Below are 18,621 nucleotides of genomic sequence, written 5' to 3' on the forward strand. Positions count from 1 at the left end.
TCTCACAGCGACGCACCTTACACCTAAATTTACTAACTTTTACAATATTATTAGTAGGGTGTGTCGCCCTGGAAAATATCTCAATAAAAACCGACCATCTCACAGCGACGCACCTTACATCATTTATAAAAAAAGCTTGCTTAAAACAAAAATGTTGGGCGATGTGAAACGGAGGGTTGATTTCTCAGAGCGCGATGGAGCAGGTGCGTCGCTATTAGATTGTCGCTCTTGATTGAGGATTGTCTATAGCGACACACCCTACGGCTACTGCTGTAACGCCGTATTTTTGATAATGGTAGCGTTAGATTGTCAATCGCTCAATTTGTCTTTGATTTTATCCCAGAGAAACTCATCCATTTTTGCCTGGTCATCAAAGAAGTATTCTTCGAGATATGGCTCAATTTCCATTTGCCAAATATCTTGGATATCTTCAGCTAAGGTTTTTGTCAAAAAGAATGAGATGCCGAGTTCATAATGTTTGTTGTTAATTGTCCGATTGATATTTTCGAGAATACCAATTAATTTATCAACTGGGAAACCTTTTTTCTCTCTGTGGTGATACTGTCGCAGGACTTCATAATTAGGAGAAAGAGAGATGAATGCGAAGCGGCGGCGGAGTGCGTTATCGACTAGGGCAATAGAACGGTCTGCGGTGTTCATTGTGCCGATAATGCGGACATTTATAGGGATTCTAAACTGTTTACCGCTGGCTAATGTAATAAAGCGCTCTGTGTCGGGTCGGTCATCTAGGAGGTACATTAACTCGCCAAAGACTTGAGATAAATTTGCACGGTTAATTTCATCAATAATCAGAACACAAATGTCTTCACAGGCTTCGGCTTTTTCGCAAAATTCTAGGAATCTACCGGGAACTATTGGATAAGTTAATTGCCCGTCTTGACTTTGGGGGCGGATGCCTTGAATAAAGTCTTCATAAGTATAAGCTGGATGAAATTGGATCGTGTCTGAGAAACCGTCACCCCCGCCGATTAAGTGTTGGGCGAGTTTTTGGGCAAGGAAGGTTTTTCCGGTTCCGGGCGGGCCTTGAATGATGGTTTGGCCTTTGCGGTTAATGGTGTGTATCCATTGGGTTAGTTGGGTTGTTTGAAAACCAGTAGTTTGTGAAATTTCTTCTAGTTGATACACAGGATTAAATTCCTTTTCATATACTGACAAATATTCACTGAGAATAATTGGAGTAAAATAATTATTGTCATCGTAAAAATTGAAAATCAAAAACAATGGAAATAGTTTTTTAAATGTTTGTCCTATTTTCCTAATTAAGCCATTAGCAGAAGATCCTAATATTTTTTGTGATTCAAGTGAGATTTTAACCTGAATTTTAGTAAGTTCTATATTAACTTCATATGGTAGAATACCAGGTGACTCAGTGAAAATGTTTTCTAATAGTTCATAAACATTTTTTGCGGGTTCCATTCTGGAATCAAAATCCCAGTTAGTGAGTTTCAAATCAGTTGCTTTCTGAGTCAAACAGAAGCTATAATTTTTTGGAAGTTGAGAACGTTTAAAGAGTTCGATCATATCATCATCTATATAAGGCAGTAGGCGAAATTCTTTTACTGCCTCAAAATCGTTACTTTCTGAAGAAAAACCAAAAGTTAATTTCTGGTTTTCAAGATTCAGCATTAACTGAGCACGACTTATACAATGCACAGTAGAAATGATATCTTTTAAATCAAAAATTATACTGTAGGCTGTCGATTCCAAATTACCTATTTCATTAATAGAGCCAAACCCCTCACGTTTGACATTTATATATTCTTTAATAAAATCAGGCAACTGCTCTTCTACCTGGCTGGAAATATACTTTAATGGCTCTTCTACATATTTTAAAAATTTTTTCTTGTGTGCTATGTAAAAATCTGAGTTGGGATTTTCAGAAAATTGTGCCAATAAGTTAAATGTCTCTACTGAAAAAGGACATTCAGGATGTACAAAAACTTTTTCCATTTTTTCTGTAGGTTTAAGGTGACTCAATTGTTGTGATTAACTTATTGTAACAGATCGCCATTCCCGACACCAAACATCAGAAATGCGATCGCACTCACCATCCTTACCCACATCAATAGCCCTCCCAAACCAGTAACACAGGCAAAACCGCTAACAACCGTTCCCGAAAATTTAAACTTGCGCCGAGTGCTCACATTTACCAAATTGTGTCTATACTAGATAATTGAATCCGACGATCGCGACTAATAACCGGTACATTAAGATACAAAGCAGTAGCAGCAATAATGCGATCGGGTAAATCGGGAATTTGCGATCGGTCTACTTGCCTTAAAGTCAAAGCTATATTGCGATCGAAAGGAATTTCAACCAATAACGCATCATCGCTCTCAACTTCTCTCAATAATAGATCGAGAGTAGTTGAATTAATCCGCCCTCTCTCGCTCAGATAGACAATTTCTGCTAATGTAATTGATGAAAAAGCCACCTGATTTCCCTCGGCAGCTATCTCTTCTATTGTCGTTCTAGCAGTCACGGAAAGTCGTGAATCGGCAAAGATATACCAGATAACAGCATGAGTATCAGCTACAGCACGCAGCATTAGAAATCTTCCCTTGGGAAATTCGCCCATTCTTCGCTGCGAGCTTCATCTATATCAGCGGTAGAAGGTGCAATTCCCAAGTCAGCACATAAACCCCACAATGATTTGCGGGGAGCGGGCCGAACAACTAATTCTCGTTCTATTTCAGGAACTATCGACTTAATCAATCGTAACTTTTCGGCTAGAGACAAGTGCTTGACAAGATTTAAAACCGCCTCAAAAGTCATGTTTTTTATGTTGCAATTTGTGATTGATGTAATTGTAGCATTTTGGCTGCTAAGGACAGCATCACCAGGTTTGGGTTAAGAAGATTCGTTTACTACGGTTCCCTGAAAAGTTAAAAGTGTGTCGAAACTATCTAAACGTGCTATATTCAACTGCGTCAACCCTGAACAGCGCTTTCAGGTAATGCAAAATTATCAACGAGTCAACTAAATGCCCTCTACTTTCAAGAAATTAGCTTCGATCGCAATCTTCTTCGTAGCAGTCAAAATTTTAGTTGACTCAGGGCACTTCCAAAAAGCTGCCAACGACATCACACACAGAAACCCAGCCAGCGCCACATCAGACACCGAAACTCTCCGACACACAACCAGCAAAACTTCAAAATTGCCCCAAACATCAGCAGATAGAAAGTTTGATGTAGTAGTGTATGGCGATGAAGTACCGGGAATATGTGCCGCAATATGGGCCAAGAAAACTTTAGGTGAAAAAGGCAAAGTTGCGATCGTGCGATCGAACTACGCAACAGCTCTTTTGGGCGGCGTACTCACCCGTGGCGGTTTAGGTTACGTCGATTTAGATAAAATCCCCGATTGGTACCGCCAACCCTACGCCCAATGTTTCCGAGAATTCTTAGACAAAGCCAATGTTCCCGAATCTTGCTTAGAACCAAAAACCGCTGACAAAGCTCTTAGAGAGATGCTTTCGGAAGCCGGAATTAAAGTTATTTCCAACTCAACTCTGACTCCTCATGTAGTAAATCAAAAAATAGAATATGCCGAAGTCAAAGAGAGCAATATAAAAATTGAAGCTAATTCTTTTATTGATGTAACTCAAGACGCAGAACTGGCAAGAAAAGCCGGATTATCTTATTATACAGGATATGAATCGCAAAACATCAAATCAAAAAATGAATCCTTAGCTATATCTGTAGTTCCGACAATTACCGGGCTAACGATCGCCGATTTACGCAAAATAGAAGATGACATTCTCTACGACACTCCTTTAGTAGAAAAGATTAAAGCCAGCATTAGCAAATATAAAGATCCTGCCAGTACAGAATTCTGGATGAGGAATTTTTTGACTCCGATTTATCAAGCCTATCGAGACGGCTACAATATCAGAAGCGTAGCTATAGGTGCAGCATATCACGTAGATAGAAATCTCCCCTTTACTCAAGAAAAAGGATTCTTTTTTGACAAGGCAAATATTTGCGTTTATAAAAATAACTCGATGTCGTGGAACGGGTTTCTGTTTAAATACAAAGTTGACGAATTGATGAAGATGGAAGCTAACGGCAGAAAACCGACTCCTGAAATGGTTAAAGAAATGTCATACCTGCAAGAATGGCTGCAAAAAAAGTCTGGTAAAGATGTAAGACTATTTATCCCGGATGAGATTTATATCAGACAAACTTTGAATGTGCGCGATGTGGTAGCGCCGCTGACGGGGAAGGAGATTATCCAAGGTGGCACATTACCCGAAAAGTCGATCGGCAGTTTTTCCTATGATTTCGACTTGCGGGGCGGAGTCAAGGATTTGGGTTCGAGAATTCCGCCGCTGCCGGTGTATAATTTCGGGATAGAGAGCGCTTTGGCGAGTAAAGTGAGTAATTTAGCTATTGTAGGGCGATCGTCCGGATATGTAGGTATGGCGGTATCAGTCGGGCGAATTGCCACAGTGAATATTTATCAAGGACAAGGTGTGGGCGTAGCCGCTGGTTTGGCTAGCAAGTTGGGCGTGCCGCTGAATACGATTACTTCGAGTAAAACCAGAGAAACTTTGGAAGCTTTAACGGGGAAAACTACGTATTTGTCGGGGAGAGATACGAGTTATGGGGTGGATTATAAGGAGGTCAAATAATATTTGTAAACAGTCGTAAAGGCCGTTAATATGCCTTAAAAATCCGCATTCTTCAAGACTTCGGAAGTTTTAAACAATTAGGGCTTGCTGAAAAAGTCCACAAATCGAATCTAGGTGCCAAACAGCTTGAAAAATGGGAGATTCGGAGATGGGTTTTCAAATTTACTCCACAATTTTCCACCGAAATCCAAGGATTTTGAGCCGACAAACGTCATAACCTTGCACTTTTTTGTCTTTAAAAACCTTGAAACCGTTGGCAGTCATAGCTTCTAGTTATATTCAGCAAGCCCCAATTAGATATCACCAATGTTAAATCCCACCTACAAACTACAAACTTTTGTTTGATAATTTCTATCGAAACCTCATCTTCTACGGCGAAAGATTCCCCAACTCTTAAATATCCTCTCGCTCTTCGCTCTGCTGCTGCTCGTATTCTGTAATAATATTCTGAATATCCTCTGCTGCAATATCGACCTGTTCGGATTTGGTGTAAACGGTCAGCAAAATGATTCCCGTTGCTGTTTGGACGTAGTAAATTAAACGATATCCACCACTTTTACCTTTTTGAGTGTCGCTATTTCGGACTCTTAACTTGAAGACGGCATAACCCACTCCAGCAATTCGATCTCCTGGCAGTTCTCCCCGTGTGAGTTGTTCGATAACGGGTTGAATATCATTGCGTATGCTGCGGTATTTTTTGGCAAGAGTGCGTAAATTGCGATTGAAGGTTGGTGAAACTATAACTTGAATTAAGGGCAAGTCAGTCATTTTCAATTCCTTCCCACATTTGAGCAACCGAAATGGTTTGCCCAGTCATGGCTTCGTGCCAAGCTTGCCGAAAATCTTGTAGAAGCGCTGTTTTAGATTGGCCCTCTCCGTCAATTTCTGAGGGTTCTGGAATACTAAAAGAATTAGCAGGAGGCATCTCTTGGATTTCTGCTGAGAAAACCTCTGGCAGATTATTTTGCGAAATGATTACCCCCTGACGTTGCTTTTGGCTTAGAAACTCTATAAAACTCGCAACTAATGCCAGATGTTCTGGAGAGAGTCGATCGAGCCATCGATCGATTTGATGTCGAAGTGCTGCTACATTCATAATGCCATGATACCTGTGAATTCTACCTTTATTTTAACGTAAAATTACAATGTTTCATCTCAATTACCATAATATTTGTAGGGGCAGCTTCGCCAAGATATATAATGAAAACGAGAGATATAGTAAACCCGCCCCGCCTTGAATATCGCTCTTCCCTCTAACATCCTCTGGCACTGATGTGGTTTAAAACTCTTCTCCTCCCTTCTGTGGCACAATCTTAATATAAAAACAGCACCCTTGCAGCAAATGACCGCAAACCTACCGCCCCAATACGACCCCAAAGCCACCGAAACCAAGTGGCAAAAATACTGGGAAGACAACCAAACCTTCAAAGCAGACCCAGAAACAGGCGGCGAACCCTACTGCGTCGTCATCCCGCCCCCCAACGTCACCGGCAGCCTCCACATGGGACACGCCTTTGAAGAAACCCTCATTGATGTCCTCGTCCGCTATCACCGCATGACTGGACGCAATACCCTGTGGTTGCCGGGAACGGATCATGCTAGCATCGCAGTTCAAACAATTCTCGAAAAACAACTCAAAGCAGAAGGCAAAACTCGCCACGATTTAGGCCGAGAAAAATTCTTAGAACGCGCTTGGGAATGGAAAGCTGAATCTGGCAATACTATTACTAATCAACTCCGCAGTTTGGGCGTGTCTGTCGATTGGTCGCGAGAACGCTTTACGATGGATGAAGGCCTATCCGCTGCGGTTTTAGAAGCCTTTGTCCGCCTCTACGATGAGGGGCTGATTTATCGCGGCAATTACTTGGTGAATTGGTGTCCGGCGAGTCAGTCTGCTGTGTCGGATTTGGAGGTTGACCAGCAGGAAGTTGAGGGGCATTTGTGGCATTTCCGCTATCCTTTGACCGACGGTTCCGGTTATTTGGAGGTGGCGACTACTCGGCCGGAAACGATGCTGGGCGATACTGGGGTGGCCGTGAATCCAGAGGACGATCGCTATAAACATCTTATCGGTAAAACTGTCACTTTGCCCATTCTCAATCGCGAAATTCCCATCATTGCCGATGAGTTTGTCGATCCAACTTTCGGAACTGGCTGTGTCAAAGTGACTCCCGCCCACGATCCGAATGACTTCGAGATGGGTAAGCGTCACAATTTGCCGTTTATTAACATCATGAATAAGGACGGCACTTTAAACGAAAATGCCGGAGAGTTCCAGGGACAAGATAGATTTGTCGCCCGCAAAAATGTGGTAAAGCGGTTAGAAACTGACGGCGTTTTAGTAAAAATAGAAGATTACAAACATACAGTACCGTATAGCGAACGTGGCAAAGTTCCCGTCGAACCTTTGCTATCTACACAATGGTTTGTGAAAATCGATCCGCTTTCTCAACGCGCGTTAGAAGCCTTAGACAAAAGTAATTCGCCTGTATTTGTTCCTGACAGATGGACAAAGGTTTATCGCGATTGGTTGGTGAAGCTGAAAGATTGGTGTATTTCCCGGCAATTGTGGTGGGGACACCAAATCCCGGCTTGGTATGCTGTTAGCGAAACTAACGGCGAAATTACTGATACAACGCCGTTTGTGGTGGCTAAAAGTGAAGCTGATGCTAGGGAAAAAGCAGTGGCTAAGTTTGGCAAAGATGTCGAATTAGCAAGAGATCCAGATGTATTGGATACTTGGTTTTCGTCTGGGTTGTGGCCTTTTTCAACTCTGGGATGGCCGGACGAAACTAAGGATTTGGATTTTTACTATCCGACAACTACTCTGGTGACAGGTTTTGATATCATCTTTTTCTGGGTTGCTAGAATGACGATGATGGCAGGACATTTTACTGAAAAGATGCCGTTTGAGACTGTTTACATTCACGGTTTGGTGTTGGATGAAAACGGTCACAAAATGTCTAAGAGTAAAAACAATGGTATTGATCCGCTGTTGTTAATTGCTAAGTACGGAACTGATGCTTTGCGCTACACTTTGGTTAAGGAAGTGATTGGGGCTGGGCAGAATATTCGCATGGAGTACGATCGCAAAACTGATGAATCGAAATCAGTCGAGGCGTCCCGGAACTTCACAAATAAGCTGTGGAATGCGGCCCGGTTTGTGATGATGAATCTGGAGGGACAGACTCCGCAGCAGTTGGGAAGTCCGGCTGTGGAAGGTGGTAATTTGGAATTGTGCGATCGCTGGATTCTTTCTCGCTATCATCAAGTTGTGCAACAAAGCCGCAATTCTTTGGAAACTTACGGTTTGGGAGAAGCGGCTAAGAATCTTTACGAGTTTATTTGGGGCGATTTTTGCGACTGGTATATTGAGTTAGTCAAATCTCGCTTACAACAGGATGCTGAACCAAATTCTAAGAAAGTCGCGCAGCAAACTTTTGCTTTTGTGTTGGAAGGAATTCTGAAATTGCTGCATCCTTTTATGCCGCACATTACTGAGGAAATTTGGCACACTCTGACTCAAACAGGTGACGATCAATGTTTGGCTTTGCAAGCTTATCCTGAAGCGGATACATCGCTAATCGATCCAGAATTAGAACAGCAGTTTGAGTTGCTGTTCGGGACTATTCGCACTATTCGCAATTTGCGGGCAGATTCTGATATCAAACCCAGTGTGAAGGTGACGGCGATTTTGCAAAGCGAAAGCGAGAAGGAACGCCAAATTATCTCGGATGGAAGCGTTTACATCAAAGATTTGGCTAAGGTGGAAAATCTGACTGTTACTGCTAGTTTGGATGGAGATTTGGGACAGACAATTGCTGGGGTTGTCGGTACTGTACAAGTATTGATTCCTCTGGCTGGGGTGGTGGATTTGGTGGCTTTGCGCGGTAAATTAGAGAAGAAGCTGGCCAAGGTGGAAGCTGAAATTAAGCATACTGCGGCGCGTTTGACTAATCAAAAGTTTGTGGATAAGGCTGATCCGCAAGTGGTTCAGGTGGCGCGGGATGGTTTGGCTGAAGCCGAAAAACAAGCTGAGATTTTGCGCGATCGGCTAAAGTTGTTTTAGTCATTAGTCATTAGTCAGCAGTCATTAGTCGCGGGTTGGGTGAGAAACCGGGTTTCTACCCAATTTTCTGTTTAGTTACCAGAAATCTCGAAAGAAACCCGGTTTCTGAGATGATTCGTGGGTGGGCGAGAAACCGGGTTTCTATGAAATTTTCTGTTTAGTTACGAGAAATCTCGAAAGAAACCCGGTTTCTGAGGTGATTCGCGGGTGGGGTGAGAAACCGGGTTTCTACCCAATTTTCTGTTTAGTTACCAGAAATCTCGAAAGAAACCCGGTTTCTGAGGTTATTGCCGAAATTACCGAAATTACCAATTACCCTGATGTTATATTTAGCCAAAGTACAAAAGAAGGATATTTTAGATGAGATAAGTCTGCAATTGCTGGCTTGTCAAAATGCTGATGAGACTTGGGCTATTCTTCCCGAACAAACTGTCTTGATAGTGCCGCCCAATTGTGACCAAAATGTGTTAAATCAAGGAATGCTAGTATTAGCAGATATTGGCGAAAATCGCAACATTTTGCAGGTTCAAACCGCTACAAACTGGGTGCTAGAATTAGTTGAAAAGTATTTAGCCACAGGCTTTACTCCCGATTTTTTGCAGCAAGAAGCCCAGAAAGCAGAAGAGTGCCGCCAATCTCTCACTTTGCAAAGTCAAGAATTGTCTCGAAGATCGATCGAACTTGAAGCCCGCCGCGAACAAATTCAAAATTTAGAAGCCAAACTCCAGCAGGAAAAACAATTGCTGGAAAGCAAAAATCCGCCCTCGGAATAGAATTTCGATGCGCCATAACAAAGTCCGCCGGCGCGGACTCATATCGAAGCAATATGGCCAGCGGCTAAAGCACTTTTGACTTTATCCAAGCGGCGGGGAGACACAGCAATTTCTGAGAATTGCTGACATAGGCCCGCTTCTGGAAAACATCGTACTGATTCCGTTCGATCGCATTTAAGATTCTGCTGTACAACATCGTAGCAGCCCACACTGTCCAGCGGATATCGGGACTCAAAACTTTGATTCCGGGCTCGGCGCTGGTGTATAATTTGCGAGCTCGCTGAATTTGAAACTTCATCAACTCCCGCCAGCGGTTGTCAATCACACCGTTGAATAAATCTTCTTCGGTGTAGTTAAACAGCGCTAAGTCTTCTAAGGGCAGGTAAATGCGGCCACGACGGGCGTCTTCTCCGACATCGCGCAGAATGTTAGTTAACTGCTTGGCTATACCGAGGGCGATTGCTTCTTCCTTGGGAATTTTATTTCCCCAGTGCCAATTCCAGTTGGCAGCCCGGTTCGATTCGTCCACACCCATCACAGACATCGACATCAGCCCGACAGTACCCGCTACTCGATAACAGTAAAGATTGAGCTCTTCAAAAGTTTGGTAGCGGCTGCGGTACAAGTCCATTTGCTGGCCCGCAATCATCTCTCTAAACGGCTGAATGTCGATCGGGAAACGAGACAAGGTATCCACCAAAGCCACGTCGTAATCGTCGTGGGGATGGCCCGCAAACAATGATTCTAGGCGTTTTTCCCACAGATTTAGGGTTTCAGGGGTCGTGGTCTCAGAACCAGGCCCGTCTACGAGTTCGTCGGTGCGGCGGCACCAAACGTAAATCGCCCAGATAGCCCGACGTTTGGCTTCGGGCATGAGTTGAGTGCCTAAATAAAAATTTTTGGCATAACTCGCTGTGACTTGGCGGCACAATTCGTAGGATTCTTCCAAAGAAGCCAGAGTTCTCATGCACTGGAGTTTTGACAGTTGCAGCATCCGAGAATAAGAAATTTAAAGATTAGAACTGAAATTCCCCCGTTGAGACAACGGGAGATTCTTTTACGTCTTTAGGATTGACGCATCCGAACCGAGAAACCTGGTTTTTTAACCGAGATTGAGGGTTTTCAGCAAATATTTTGGCTAAAAACCCGGTTTCACGTCGCCCGCGCGCAAATCCCAGTATTTATGAAAAATTCTTAATTTTTCATTTTTTATTGGCTGTTGAAATAGCCTGCGCTGTCAGCTTACCAGAAAGCACAGCACCTTCCATACTCGCAAGATAACGCTGCATCGTATAATCCCCCGTTAGATAGAAATTGCTAATGGGAGTGGTTTGGGTGGGACGACACTCTTGGCGGCCGGGAGTGGCTTTGTAGACGGAACGTGGGGTCTTGACTACGTGATATTTGAGCACTTTGGCGGGTTCTGGGATTTGGTCGGGAAAGAGTTTTTCTAACTCGACCATTGTGGCTGCGACGATATCTTCGTCAGACTTGCCTATCCAGTCTTTGGCCGGTGCGAGTACCAGTTCCAGCATGGATTTGTCTGGGTTGGCATATTCGCGGCAGGTGTTGCTCATGTCTGCGTAGACGCTCAGCAAGGGCGATCGCGAGAACAGCAAGTGGTCTATATCTGTTAACTTGCGATCGAACCACAAGTGTACATTAATCACCGGTACACCCTCCAAACCTTCGAGCTTTTTGAAATAACCCATTTCGGCCCAAGGTTTCGGCATCATCAACTTCAGCGGGTCAACCGGCATCGCCGAGACGTAAATATCAGCCGTCAGAACTTCTGACTCTGCACCTTTCACGCCCCGAATCTGGAAACCGCGCACCGTGTTGTCATCATTGAGCAAAAACTCACCAATGGGTGCATTCAGCCGAACTTCGCCACCGCGTTCAGTTATGTAGTCTACCATCGGCTGACACAACCTCTCCGTAGGGGGGCCGTCTAAAAAAGCCATTTTCGAGCCTTTTGTCTCTTGCAAGAAGCGGTTGAGGGCTGTCAGCAGAATGGTTGCAGATATTTCGTGGGGGTCGATAAAATTCAGCGCTTTGGACATGGCGATGAATACTTCTTTTTCGACTCTGGGGGGGACATTTTGCTTCTTCAGCCAGTCGGAAAAGGAGTATTTGTCCATTTCTTCGACGTATTTCTGGCCCTGAAGTATCGCCGGAACCAAACCGAGGCCGAAACTTATTTTTTCGCCCCAGGTGAGCATATCGTTGTTTCTGAGGATAGCCACAAGGCCGTTGAAGGGGGCCGGAATATTCGGAAAGTCAAAGCGCGAATAGGTTCCGGGCGTTTCCGGCTGATTGAAAATCATCGAGTGCTCTTTCCATTGCAGCCTGTCTTCGATGTCTAGTTCTTTGAATAGTTGGAGCATATTTGGGTATGCACCGAAAAATATGTGGAGGCCGGTTTCGTACCAGTCGCCGTCTGCATCTTTCCAAGCGGCTACCTTGCCGCCGAGTACGTCCCGACTTTCTAGGAGAATGGGGGTGTGACCCGCATCGGTGAGATATTTTGCACAGGATAACCCTGCTAGGCCGGCTCCGGCGATCGCAACTCGCATTTAATACTACTGCCCTCTATATTCATTTTGTCTTCATTCTACTTTACAACTCGTTACATCTTTTTGGACAATCTGTAGGGAAACTGCACTACCCAAAGCCGTGTCAACTTAAGGTACAACCCATAGTCCGGCAAGGGTTGAAACCCCTGCCTCAAAGCGCAAGTCCTCTCAAAGAGGACTAATGAGTTCTTGAGTCCTCTTTGAGAGGACTTTAGCTATTAGACAGGGGTTTCAACCCCTGGCGGACTAACGGGCAGACGAAAGACTTGGCGGGCTAACAGCTTAAGTTGACACTCCTTGGGCATTGCCGTCTCCTCTTCCCTTCGTGCCCGATACTTATTAAGTTTTGCTATTATAAATTATCAAAACAATTGCTTAAAAAAGTTAAATTCATGGCACAAACAATTCAAGCTAGAAATGTTGCACTAAATGATTTGGAAGCTCAATTCAAAATTGAGTGGGTTGAGGATGACCAATTCTTTCGGGAGTGGCAAGATGATTTGCCAGAAATAACTGATGCCGAAAAGCAGCGACTGGACAGAGTGAAAGCAAGTTACAGAAATTTGCTCAAACATCCGCCACTGCTAGAAAATACAGTCAAAATGGTCGTACTGTCTCCGCTTTTAGATTTAGCTGATTTTTATCTTGCTCCTTTTCACGTTACTTCAGAAAAATCTGTAGAAATTATTGACGAAGATGAAGGACTAATTGTCAGGGGACAAATGGATGTTTTGGCTTTGTTTCAGGAGTTTTGGGTAGTAGTTGTCGAATCTAAGAAAGCGGCGTTTTCTTTGGAAGTCGGTATTCCGCAGTTATTAGCTTATATGTTAGGTAGTGTGACGGGCGATCGACCTACTTACGGTTTGTTAATGAATGGCTCTAACTTCTTATTTGTCAAGTTGGTTAAGGGGGAAACACCGCAGTACGCTTTTTCTCGCTGGTTTTCTATGTTCAATCCGGGGAATGATTTGTACACTGTGCTGAGTATTTTGAAGCGTCTCGGTGAGTTGAATGTGGGCAATATAGTTTAGCAAGCAATCCCACCAACGATGAATCAGAAACCGGGTTTTTTTCACAATCTTGTGGTTTCATCGAAAAACTTAGCAAAAAACCCGGTTTCTCGGCCACGCAACGATGAATCAGAAACCGGGTTTTTCCGACAATCTTGCGCTTTCATCGAAAAACTTGGCAAAAAACCCGGTTTCTCGGCCACGCAACGACAACTCAGAAACCGGGTTTTTCCGACAATCTTGCGCTTTCATCCACAAACGAAGTTGGTTGGGATTCGGGCTCAGGTAAGCCGGGAATAGGAAGATATCTCCAATTACCACTAAACAATAGGTACATCGCACCCGCAAACACGATACCGCTAACAACAGCAGCAGTAATTTTCCAAACACTGTAGGGACGATCGCCTTGAACTTCAGCGGTGCGAGCATTAACTATTACTTGATATTGCTTGTTTTGATAGCGATAGGCACACATCCACACAGGTAGCAAAATATGCTTAAAAGTGATAGCATTGTAATCTGTAGAAATGCTGTGAACCCGCTGAGTGTCGCCGCCGATATGTCTACAAACATCGAAGTGAATAGTACCCGCCATGACATTTTTAGCAGATTCAAATCCTTGAGGGAGAGAAACTTGCGATCGCTGTGCTTCAAATCCAGCTAAATAAGATGAATTGTACGCGCGTAGCGACTCTTTGAGATGCCAAGGTTCTAACTCATCTAGGCGATTGCGATCGACTGAAGTTGTAGCCGGAATCAGAATATCGTCAAAAGTGCGATCGACTCTGCCAGAAGCAGGCCACCATCTAGTATGCTGCACTTGGCGGGTTTTAGTTTCAGTTTCACCGTTAGCATTTGTTTCTGTATAACTCTCAGTGACGTAGTAGTGTTCTCCGCGATCGCCCTTATAGTAACTCACCGTATAACAGTCGTAAGTCCAAAACGGCAAATAAACCCCTTGAATTTTCTCCGGTTGCGCTAGGGATTGCAAAGCAGAAGGAGCAAACCAGCGGTTGCTTAGCCACTTCTGAATGCTTTCTCTGGCCTGTTTATCAGTAACTTCAAAGGGTACAATTCCCTCTGGGTGTAAGCTAGGGCTAGCCTTTGCGGGTTTCGCCACAATTGGAGAAGCGCAAAACGGACATTTCCCCGCTACTTTCGGCGGTTCAAAAGTAATACTTGCTCCGCAATCATTGCATTTTACTTCTAAGGCTGTTATTGATAGATCTATCAGCGTCGTTTGGTCGATTTTTAGATATTGTTCGTAAGAATTTTCTTGTACTTCTTCGGCACTTTGGGGAATTGCATCTTCCCAGCCGCAGTAAGCACATTTTAGCTTTCCTGCTTTGGGGTTGAACTGTAAATAAGCACCGCAGCTAGGACAGGGAAAACGTTTAACAGCAGCTTCAGAATTATTCATAATAGTAGTTTATTTGTGAGGTTACACGCAATAGGTAATCGGCAATCGGGAAAGCGTACCGATTACGAATTACCGATTACCTAAATATGCCAAATCTTAGGTGGCTGCTGGTGGGGGAGGCGGTGGCACTGTAGCCAATAAAGATGCTAATTCCGGCACTTGCGATGCTAACTTCCAGCCGTCAAAACCTGCCCGCCAAACCATTACCTGATGTGTCAAACCATTTTGCAGAAGTTGATGCAATTCAAAGGGCCCTAATTGTTGACTGTTTGGGGCAATGTACCACTGAGTTTGTGTTGCTGGGAGAGGTGGTGGCGGTGTTTGCGATGCTGGCGATGCTGGCGATTGCATCATATTTGTCATTTGCTGACCCATTGCCATTCCCATGCCCAATTCTAATGCTTGATTGCCACCGCTGGGGTTATTGGCTGATGCTTCTATAGCATTAGCAGCTTGATATTGGGTATATTGCTGCATATTTCCCAGAAGTCCGATCGAGGCTCGTTTGTCTAGTGCTGCTTCCACTTCAGCCGGCATTGAGATATTTTCAATTAATATCTGAGTTAATTCTAACCCGAACTGCTGGATATTTGGCTGTAGGGCTATGCGTATTTGTTCGCCCATTTGTGTGTAGTTGGCTGCAAAATCTAGCAGGGGAATGCGGGATGTGCCAACCCAATTTGCAAAGGCGGTGACTATTGTATTGCGGAGTTGTTCGCTAATTTCATCTACTTGAAATAGTCCGTCTGTGCTGATTAATTGGTTTAAGAGTTGTTGTGGATTGTAAACTTTAATGTTGTAGGTTCCAAAAGCGCGCATTCGCACTGGGCCTAGTTCTGGATCGCGGATAATAATGGGGTTAGCGGTTCCCCATTTCAGGTTGGTAAATATTTTGGTGTTAAAAAAGTAAACTTCTGCTTTAAAGGGAGAGTTGAAACCGTAGGGCCAACCTTGTAAGGTGCTCAGAAGGGGTAAGTTGCGGGTGTTCAGTTCGTGCATTCCAGGATCGAAGACATCGGCAACTTTACCTTCGTTGACAAAGACTGCTACTTGTCCGGGCCTGACGGTGAGTTTAGCACCTTGTTTAATTTCGTTTTGGTGGCGCTCGAATCGATAGGCAATGGTATCGTTGGTGTTGTCTAACCATTCGATGATATCGATAAATTCGCCGCGAATTTTGTCAAAGAGTCCCATATTTTTATTTTGAGCTTTTGTTAAATTTTAACTTCAATAGGAGCGATCGCTCTTCCCGATCGCCATTGTAAAGTTTTTAGGCGCGATCGCTGGGAATGAGGGCGATCGCCCCTTGACTCCCTCAATCCCCTCCCAGCAATGGTTTCCCTCACAATTCGGGTTCAAGGCCGGCCGATCGCAATTGAGCGCGCAATTGCTCTAATTGGTGTTGGGCGCGATCGGCTCTTTGCCGCTCTTCTTCAGCTCTTTCAAAGCCCGTTAACAGCAGATTCCCTGCACTATCCCACCAGCGCAGCCAAGGTAATTCAGCATTTTGATATCTTTCCTGCCAGATGCCCAATTCCACTCCTAACGGTTGAATGGGATAATGATGGCGATCGTTGACCGGGACTAAATGATAGCTATTATCTACTAAATGGTAAACTTCAACACTCGCCTTTGTCACTTCATAAATCCCATAAAAAGCCGGACGGATGACATTTTCATAAATCCAGAATTTACCTGGCTTAGTTTCCTGTTGACCCGATCGCAATAAAGGCGTTCTGTCCCGTTCTTCTGCACCATTCCCCGATACAAACTCCAACACAATTAACGGCGCTACAAATTCTTGCCACATCACATAAGAACGGCGCAATTGACCGTCAATTGTGGGCGGAACGTTGGGAACATAAAACCAGTCCGGCGCTTCTGCACCCCGTTCTAACGGCTCTGTCAACCGCCAATAAATGCCGCTGTCTTGACCGATACAATAGTTACCATCTGGATGAATGTTTTGGAAGACAGGAGTAATTGAATCGGTTAACAGAATGCTTTGGGGAAGTTCTTGAAAGTTTTTCACAAAAGTGCCGTCGGATTCTGGTAGCTGAGTGTGGTCTGGCCAACCTGTGGGGTTGTTTTCTACATCTAGGCTGAATTTCATAATGTTATTTTGATTGCAGGCATTGTTGATAGGGAGCTTTTGATTTTGATTGTAGGCGATCTATTTCAGAGTTTCATAGTTTTTGTAAGGTACGCCACAAGCACCCTACCGAAATATAAATCATAGCAATTCTTCCCGTATTTCATATTCCCCTTGCTCTCCTAGGACTAAAGGTTCATCCTGAAAGCACCCGATCGTTCTTTCAAAAAACCCCGGCGACCAGCCTAAATCTTCCGCTGTTTTAGCCTCAGTTGCAGGTACAATCGGCTGGAAAATTACAATAACTTCCAAATCTGTATCTTTGATACCGCCGGGGATTTGCAAATGCAGCATCCCGTCTGCACCGACGCGCGATCGCACTTTAATCATTTGCATAACTCTTGCTTCCTTAACTTTGTACTGAATTTTAATCTTCTAATAACCTCAATAGACTTGCATTGCATAAATCTTCAATTGATAAGTCAACCGCAGATGTCAAGCAGATAAACACAAATAAACGCAGATAATTTTAAGATAATTTCCGAATGAATGCAATGCAAGTCTAATCTTGATCCCATTCATTCAGGCTCCCTATACTTTGATGACAGGTATAAATTAAGTATAGTTGAAAACCTGATTACTCTTCCACGCGAACCCGAGTGGCGCCAAAAGCAATTAATCGCGCTGGGATATTTCGCAAAATTGGCAACTGCAACAAAGCTGGAGGTGTAAACTGTCGATCGCTATCCAAGGCTCCCTTAATAATTTGGTCTTGCATCAAGGACTGAAATCCTTGAATGATGCGCGTCGGCCATTCCCGCTGTCGCTGCACCTCTGCCAAATCCCACAGGTGCAAGTGATGGTTTTTCAGGGGTGTACTCAGTACATTGGCCGCGACGACAGCATCTTGAATCGCATAGTTAATTCCCACGCCACCTATCGGGGACATGACATGGGCGGCATCCCCAATTAACAGCAAACCGGGACGATACCAGCGGGGCAGACGGCTGGATTCAACTGACAGAAATGAAATCTGCGACCAATCTTTGAGTTGAGCGACTCTATCTGCAAATTCCGGTGCTAGTTCAGCCACAGATTTTTGCAAATTTTCTATGCCTGAATCGCGCAATTTCTGATAGCTGCCTTTGAGAATTACATAACCTAGTTGCCAGTAATCCAAGCGGTCAATAACCACTAATAAATGACCTCCCGCAGCTCGCCCTCCCACACCGGAATCTTTGACATCGTGGGGACTGCGCGGCAAACGGAACCACAGAACGTCCATCGGCGGGGAAGTTTTAATCGGTTCAAAACCTGCTAATTGGCGCAGGCGGGAAAAGCGACCGTCGGCTGCAACTGTCAGGGGCGATCGCACTGCATGATATCCCCCATGTCCCCGATATCGAATTCCGCACACTATTTCATTTTCTATAATTATTTCTTGTACGTTAGCTCCCATTACTAGCTGAAAATTGGGGTAGCGCTGCGCTTCGGCGGTGATGAATTCGAGAAACTTGACTTGGGGAAGAATTGTAATGTAAGGGTACTTGGTTTTCAGGCTGCTAAGATCTGCGATTGTGGCAGTATTTTCACCAGCTTGGATGGTGAGGCGGCGCATTTTGGTATGCGGCAATTCCAGTAATTTGTCGGCTAAACCCAATTGATCCATAATTTCCATTACTGACGGATGCAGGGTATCGCCGCGAAATTCTCGATCGAAATCTTTGTGTACTTCTAGCAGCATCACGGGAATGTTTTGCCGCGCTAAAAGCAATGCTAAAACAGCGCCAGCGGGCCCGCCTCCTACTATGCAGCAGCTTGTTTCCTGCGAGTCAATGACAGAATGAGTTGTAGTGAATTCTGAATTCTCAACCGAGTTGACAGCCATATTTTTCGGCTCCCGCTTGGTGAATAAGTTTGCTAATTACTTACATTGTATGGCTTTGCTAGAGAATGGGAGTTATATCCTGTGCGATCGTTTGTAGTGCGGATTTCAGTCCCCAGGCTGTTACGGACTGAATTCCGTA

General features: G+C 44.2%; 18 protein-coding genes. 4 read left to right on the forward strand and 14 right to left on the reverse strand.

All coding sequences use genetic code 11. From position 1 onward, the window contains the following. Positions 1–309 precede the first annotated feature (309 nt). Genes K4039_RS02390 through K4039_RS02405 form a run of 4 tightly spaced genes read right to left on the reverse strand, consistent with a single transcriptional unit; the run spans position 310 to position 2,796 of the window. Positions 310–1,971, reverse strand: coding sequence for an McrB family protein (locus tag K4039_RS02390; RefSeq protein WP_265233518.1), 1,662 nt, complete (start codon positions 1,969–1,971; stop codon positions 310–312). Between the two features lie 41 nt (positions 1,972–2,012). Further along, positions 2,013–2,165: a hypothetical protein gene (locus K4039_RS02395; RefSeq protein WP_265233519.1), complete on the reverse strand. Its 153-nt coding sequence runs from the start codon at positions 2,163–2,165 to the stop codon at positions 2,013–2,015. A gap of 2 nt (positions 2,166–2,167) precedes the next feature. Continuing rightward, positions 2,168–2,569, reverse strand: a complete 402-nt coding sequence (locus K4039_RS02400; RefSeq protein ID WP_265233520.1) for a type II toxin-antitoxin system VapC family toxin — start codon at positions 2,567–2,569, stop codon at positions 2,168–2,170. After that, on the reverse strand, positions 2,569–2,796 hold the full coding sequence (locus tag K4039_RS02405) for a hypothetical protein (RefSeq protein ID WP_265233521.1): 228 nt from the start codon (positions 2,794–2,796) through the stop codon (positions 2,569–2,571). Before K4039_RS02405 ends, K4039_RS02400 begins: the two co-directional genes overlap by 1 nt. A 208-nt stretch (positions 2,797–3,004) precedes the next feature. On the opposite strand from K4039_RS02405, the gene K4039_RS02410 reads away from it, so the two are divergent. Continuing rightward, the gene (locus tag K4039_RS02410) at positions 3,005–4,654 is read left to right on the forward strand and encodes an FAD-dependent oxidoreductase (RefSeq protein WP_265233522.1); all 1,650 of its coding nucleotides are present in this window, start codon (positions 3,005–3,007) and stop codon (positions 4,652–4,654) included. A 393-nt stretch (positions 4,655–5,047) separates the two neighbouring features. On the opposite strand, the gene K4039_RS02415 is transcribed toward K4039_RS02410, so the two are convergent. Next, the gene (locus K4039_RS02415) at positions 5,048–5,422 is read right to left on the reverse strand and encodes a type II toxin-antitoxin system RelE/ParE family toxin (RefSeq protein WP_265233523.1); all 375 of its coding nucleotides are present in this window, start codon (positions 5,420–5,422) and stop codon (positions 5,048–5,050) included. Beyond that, positions 5,415–5,750: a hypothetical protein gene (locus K4039_RS02420; protein ID WP_265233524.1), complete on the reverse strand. Its 336-nt coding sequence runs from the start codon at positions 5,748–5,750 to the stop codon at positions 5,415–5,417. The genes K4039_RS02415 and K4039_RS02420 overlap by 8 nt, the downstream gene beginning before the upstream one ends. A gap of 246 nt (positions 5,751–5,996) precedes the next feature. On the opposite strand from K4039_RS02420, the gene K4039_RS02425 reads away from it, so the two are divergent. Further along, complete coding sequence (locus tag K4039_RS02425; RefSeq protein ID WP_265233525.1) at positions 5,997–8,723, forward strand: valine--tRNA ligase; 2,727 nt, start codon at positions 5,997–5,999, stop codon at positions 8,721–8,723. A 320-nt stretch (positions 8,724–9,043) separates the two neighbouring features. Further along, positions 9,044–9,496 carry a hypothetical protein gene (locus K4039_RS02430; RefSeq protein ID WP_265233526.1) on the forward strand — a complete coding sequence of 151 codons (453 nt, stop codon included), beginning with the start codon at positions 9,044–9,046 and terminating at the stop codon, positions 9,494–9,496. A 64-nt stretch (positions 9,497–9,560) separates the two neighbouring features. Here the strand turns inward: K4039_RS02430 and crtB are convergent, their stop codons facing one another. Further along, a complete protein-coding gene (gene crtB / locus K4039_RS02435) occupies positions 9,561–10,490 on the reverse strand; it encodes a 15-cis-phytoene synthase CrtB (protein ID WP_265233527.1) in 930 nt (309 codons plus the stop codon). A 208-nt stretch (positions 10,491–10,698) separates the two neighbouring features. After that, entirely contained in the window at positions 10,699–12,072 is a 1,374-nt protein-coding gene (gene pds / locus K4039_RS02440; RefSeq protein ID WP_265233528.1) for a 15-cis-phytoene desaturase, read from the reverse strand. 392 nt (positions 12,073–12,464) lie between these two features. Between pds and K4039_RS02445 the strand changes: the two genes are divergently transcribed. After that, positions 12,465–13,103, forward strand: coding sequence for a DUF2959 domain-containing protein (locus K4039_RS02445; RefSeq protein ID WP_265233529.1), 639 nt, complete (start codon positions 12,465–12,467; stop codon positions 13,101–13,103). Between the two features lie 193 nt (positions 13,104–13,296). Here the strand turns inward: K4039_RS02445 and K4039_RS02450 are convergent, their stop codons facing one another. From K4039_RS02450 to K4039_RS02475, 6 genes are all read right to left on the reverse strand, one after another. Beyond that, complete coding sequence (locus tag K4039_RS02450; protein ID WP_265233530.1) at positions 13,297–14,502, reverse strand: hypothetical protein; 1,206 nt, start codon at positions 14,500–14,502, stop codon at positions 13,297–13,299. A 96-nt stretch (positions 14,503–14,598) separates the two neighbouring features. Next, a complete protein-coding gene (locus K4039_RS02455; protein WP_265233531.1) occupies positions 14,599–15,696 on the reverse strand; it encodes an SPFH domain-containing protein in 1,098 nt (365 codons plus the stop codon). A 20-nt stretch (positions 15,697–15,716) separates the two neighbouring features. Further along, positions 15,717–15,848, reverse strand: coding sequence for a hypothetical protein (locus K4039_RS02460; protein WP_265233532.1), 132 nt, complete (start codon positions 15,846–15,848; stop codon positions 15,717–15,719). Further along, positions 15,845–16,615, reverse strand: coding sequence for a Uma2 family endonuclease (locus K4039_RS02465; protein WP_265233533.1), 771 nt, complete (start codon positions 16,613–16,615; stop codon positions 15,845–15,847). The genes K4039_RS02460 and K4039_RS02465 overlap by 4 nt, the downstream gene beginning before the upstream one ends. A 120-nt stretch (positions 16,616–16,735) precedes the next feature. Next, on the reverse strand, positions 16,736–16,990 hold the full coding sequence (locus K4039_RS02470) for a hypothetical protein (protein ID WP_265233534.1): 255 nt from the start codon (positions 16,988–16,990) through the stop codon (positions 16,736–16,738). Between the two features lie 241 nt (positions 16,991–17,231). Beyond that, positions 17,232–18,482: an FAD-dependent oxidoreductase gene (locus K4039_RS02475; protein ID WP_265233535.1), complete on the reverse strand. Its 1,251-nt coding sequence runs from the start codon at positions 18,480–18,482 to the stop codon at positions 17,232–17,234. Positions 18,483–18,621: the final 139 nt, after the last annotated feature.

It is taken from the genome of Lyngbya sp. CCAP 1446/10 (assembly GCF_026130175.1).
Lineage (GTDB): Bacteria > Cyanobacteriota > Cyanobacteriia > Cyanobacteriales > Microcoleaceae > Microcoleus.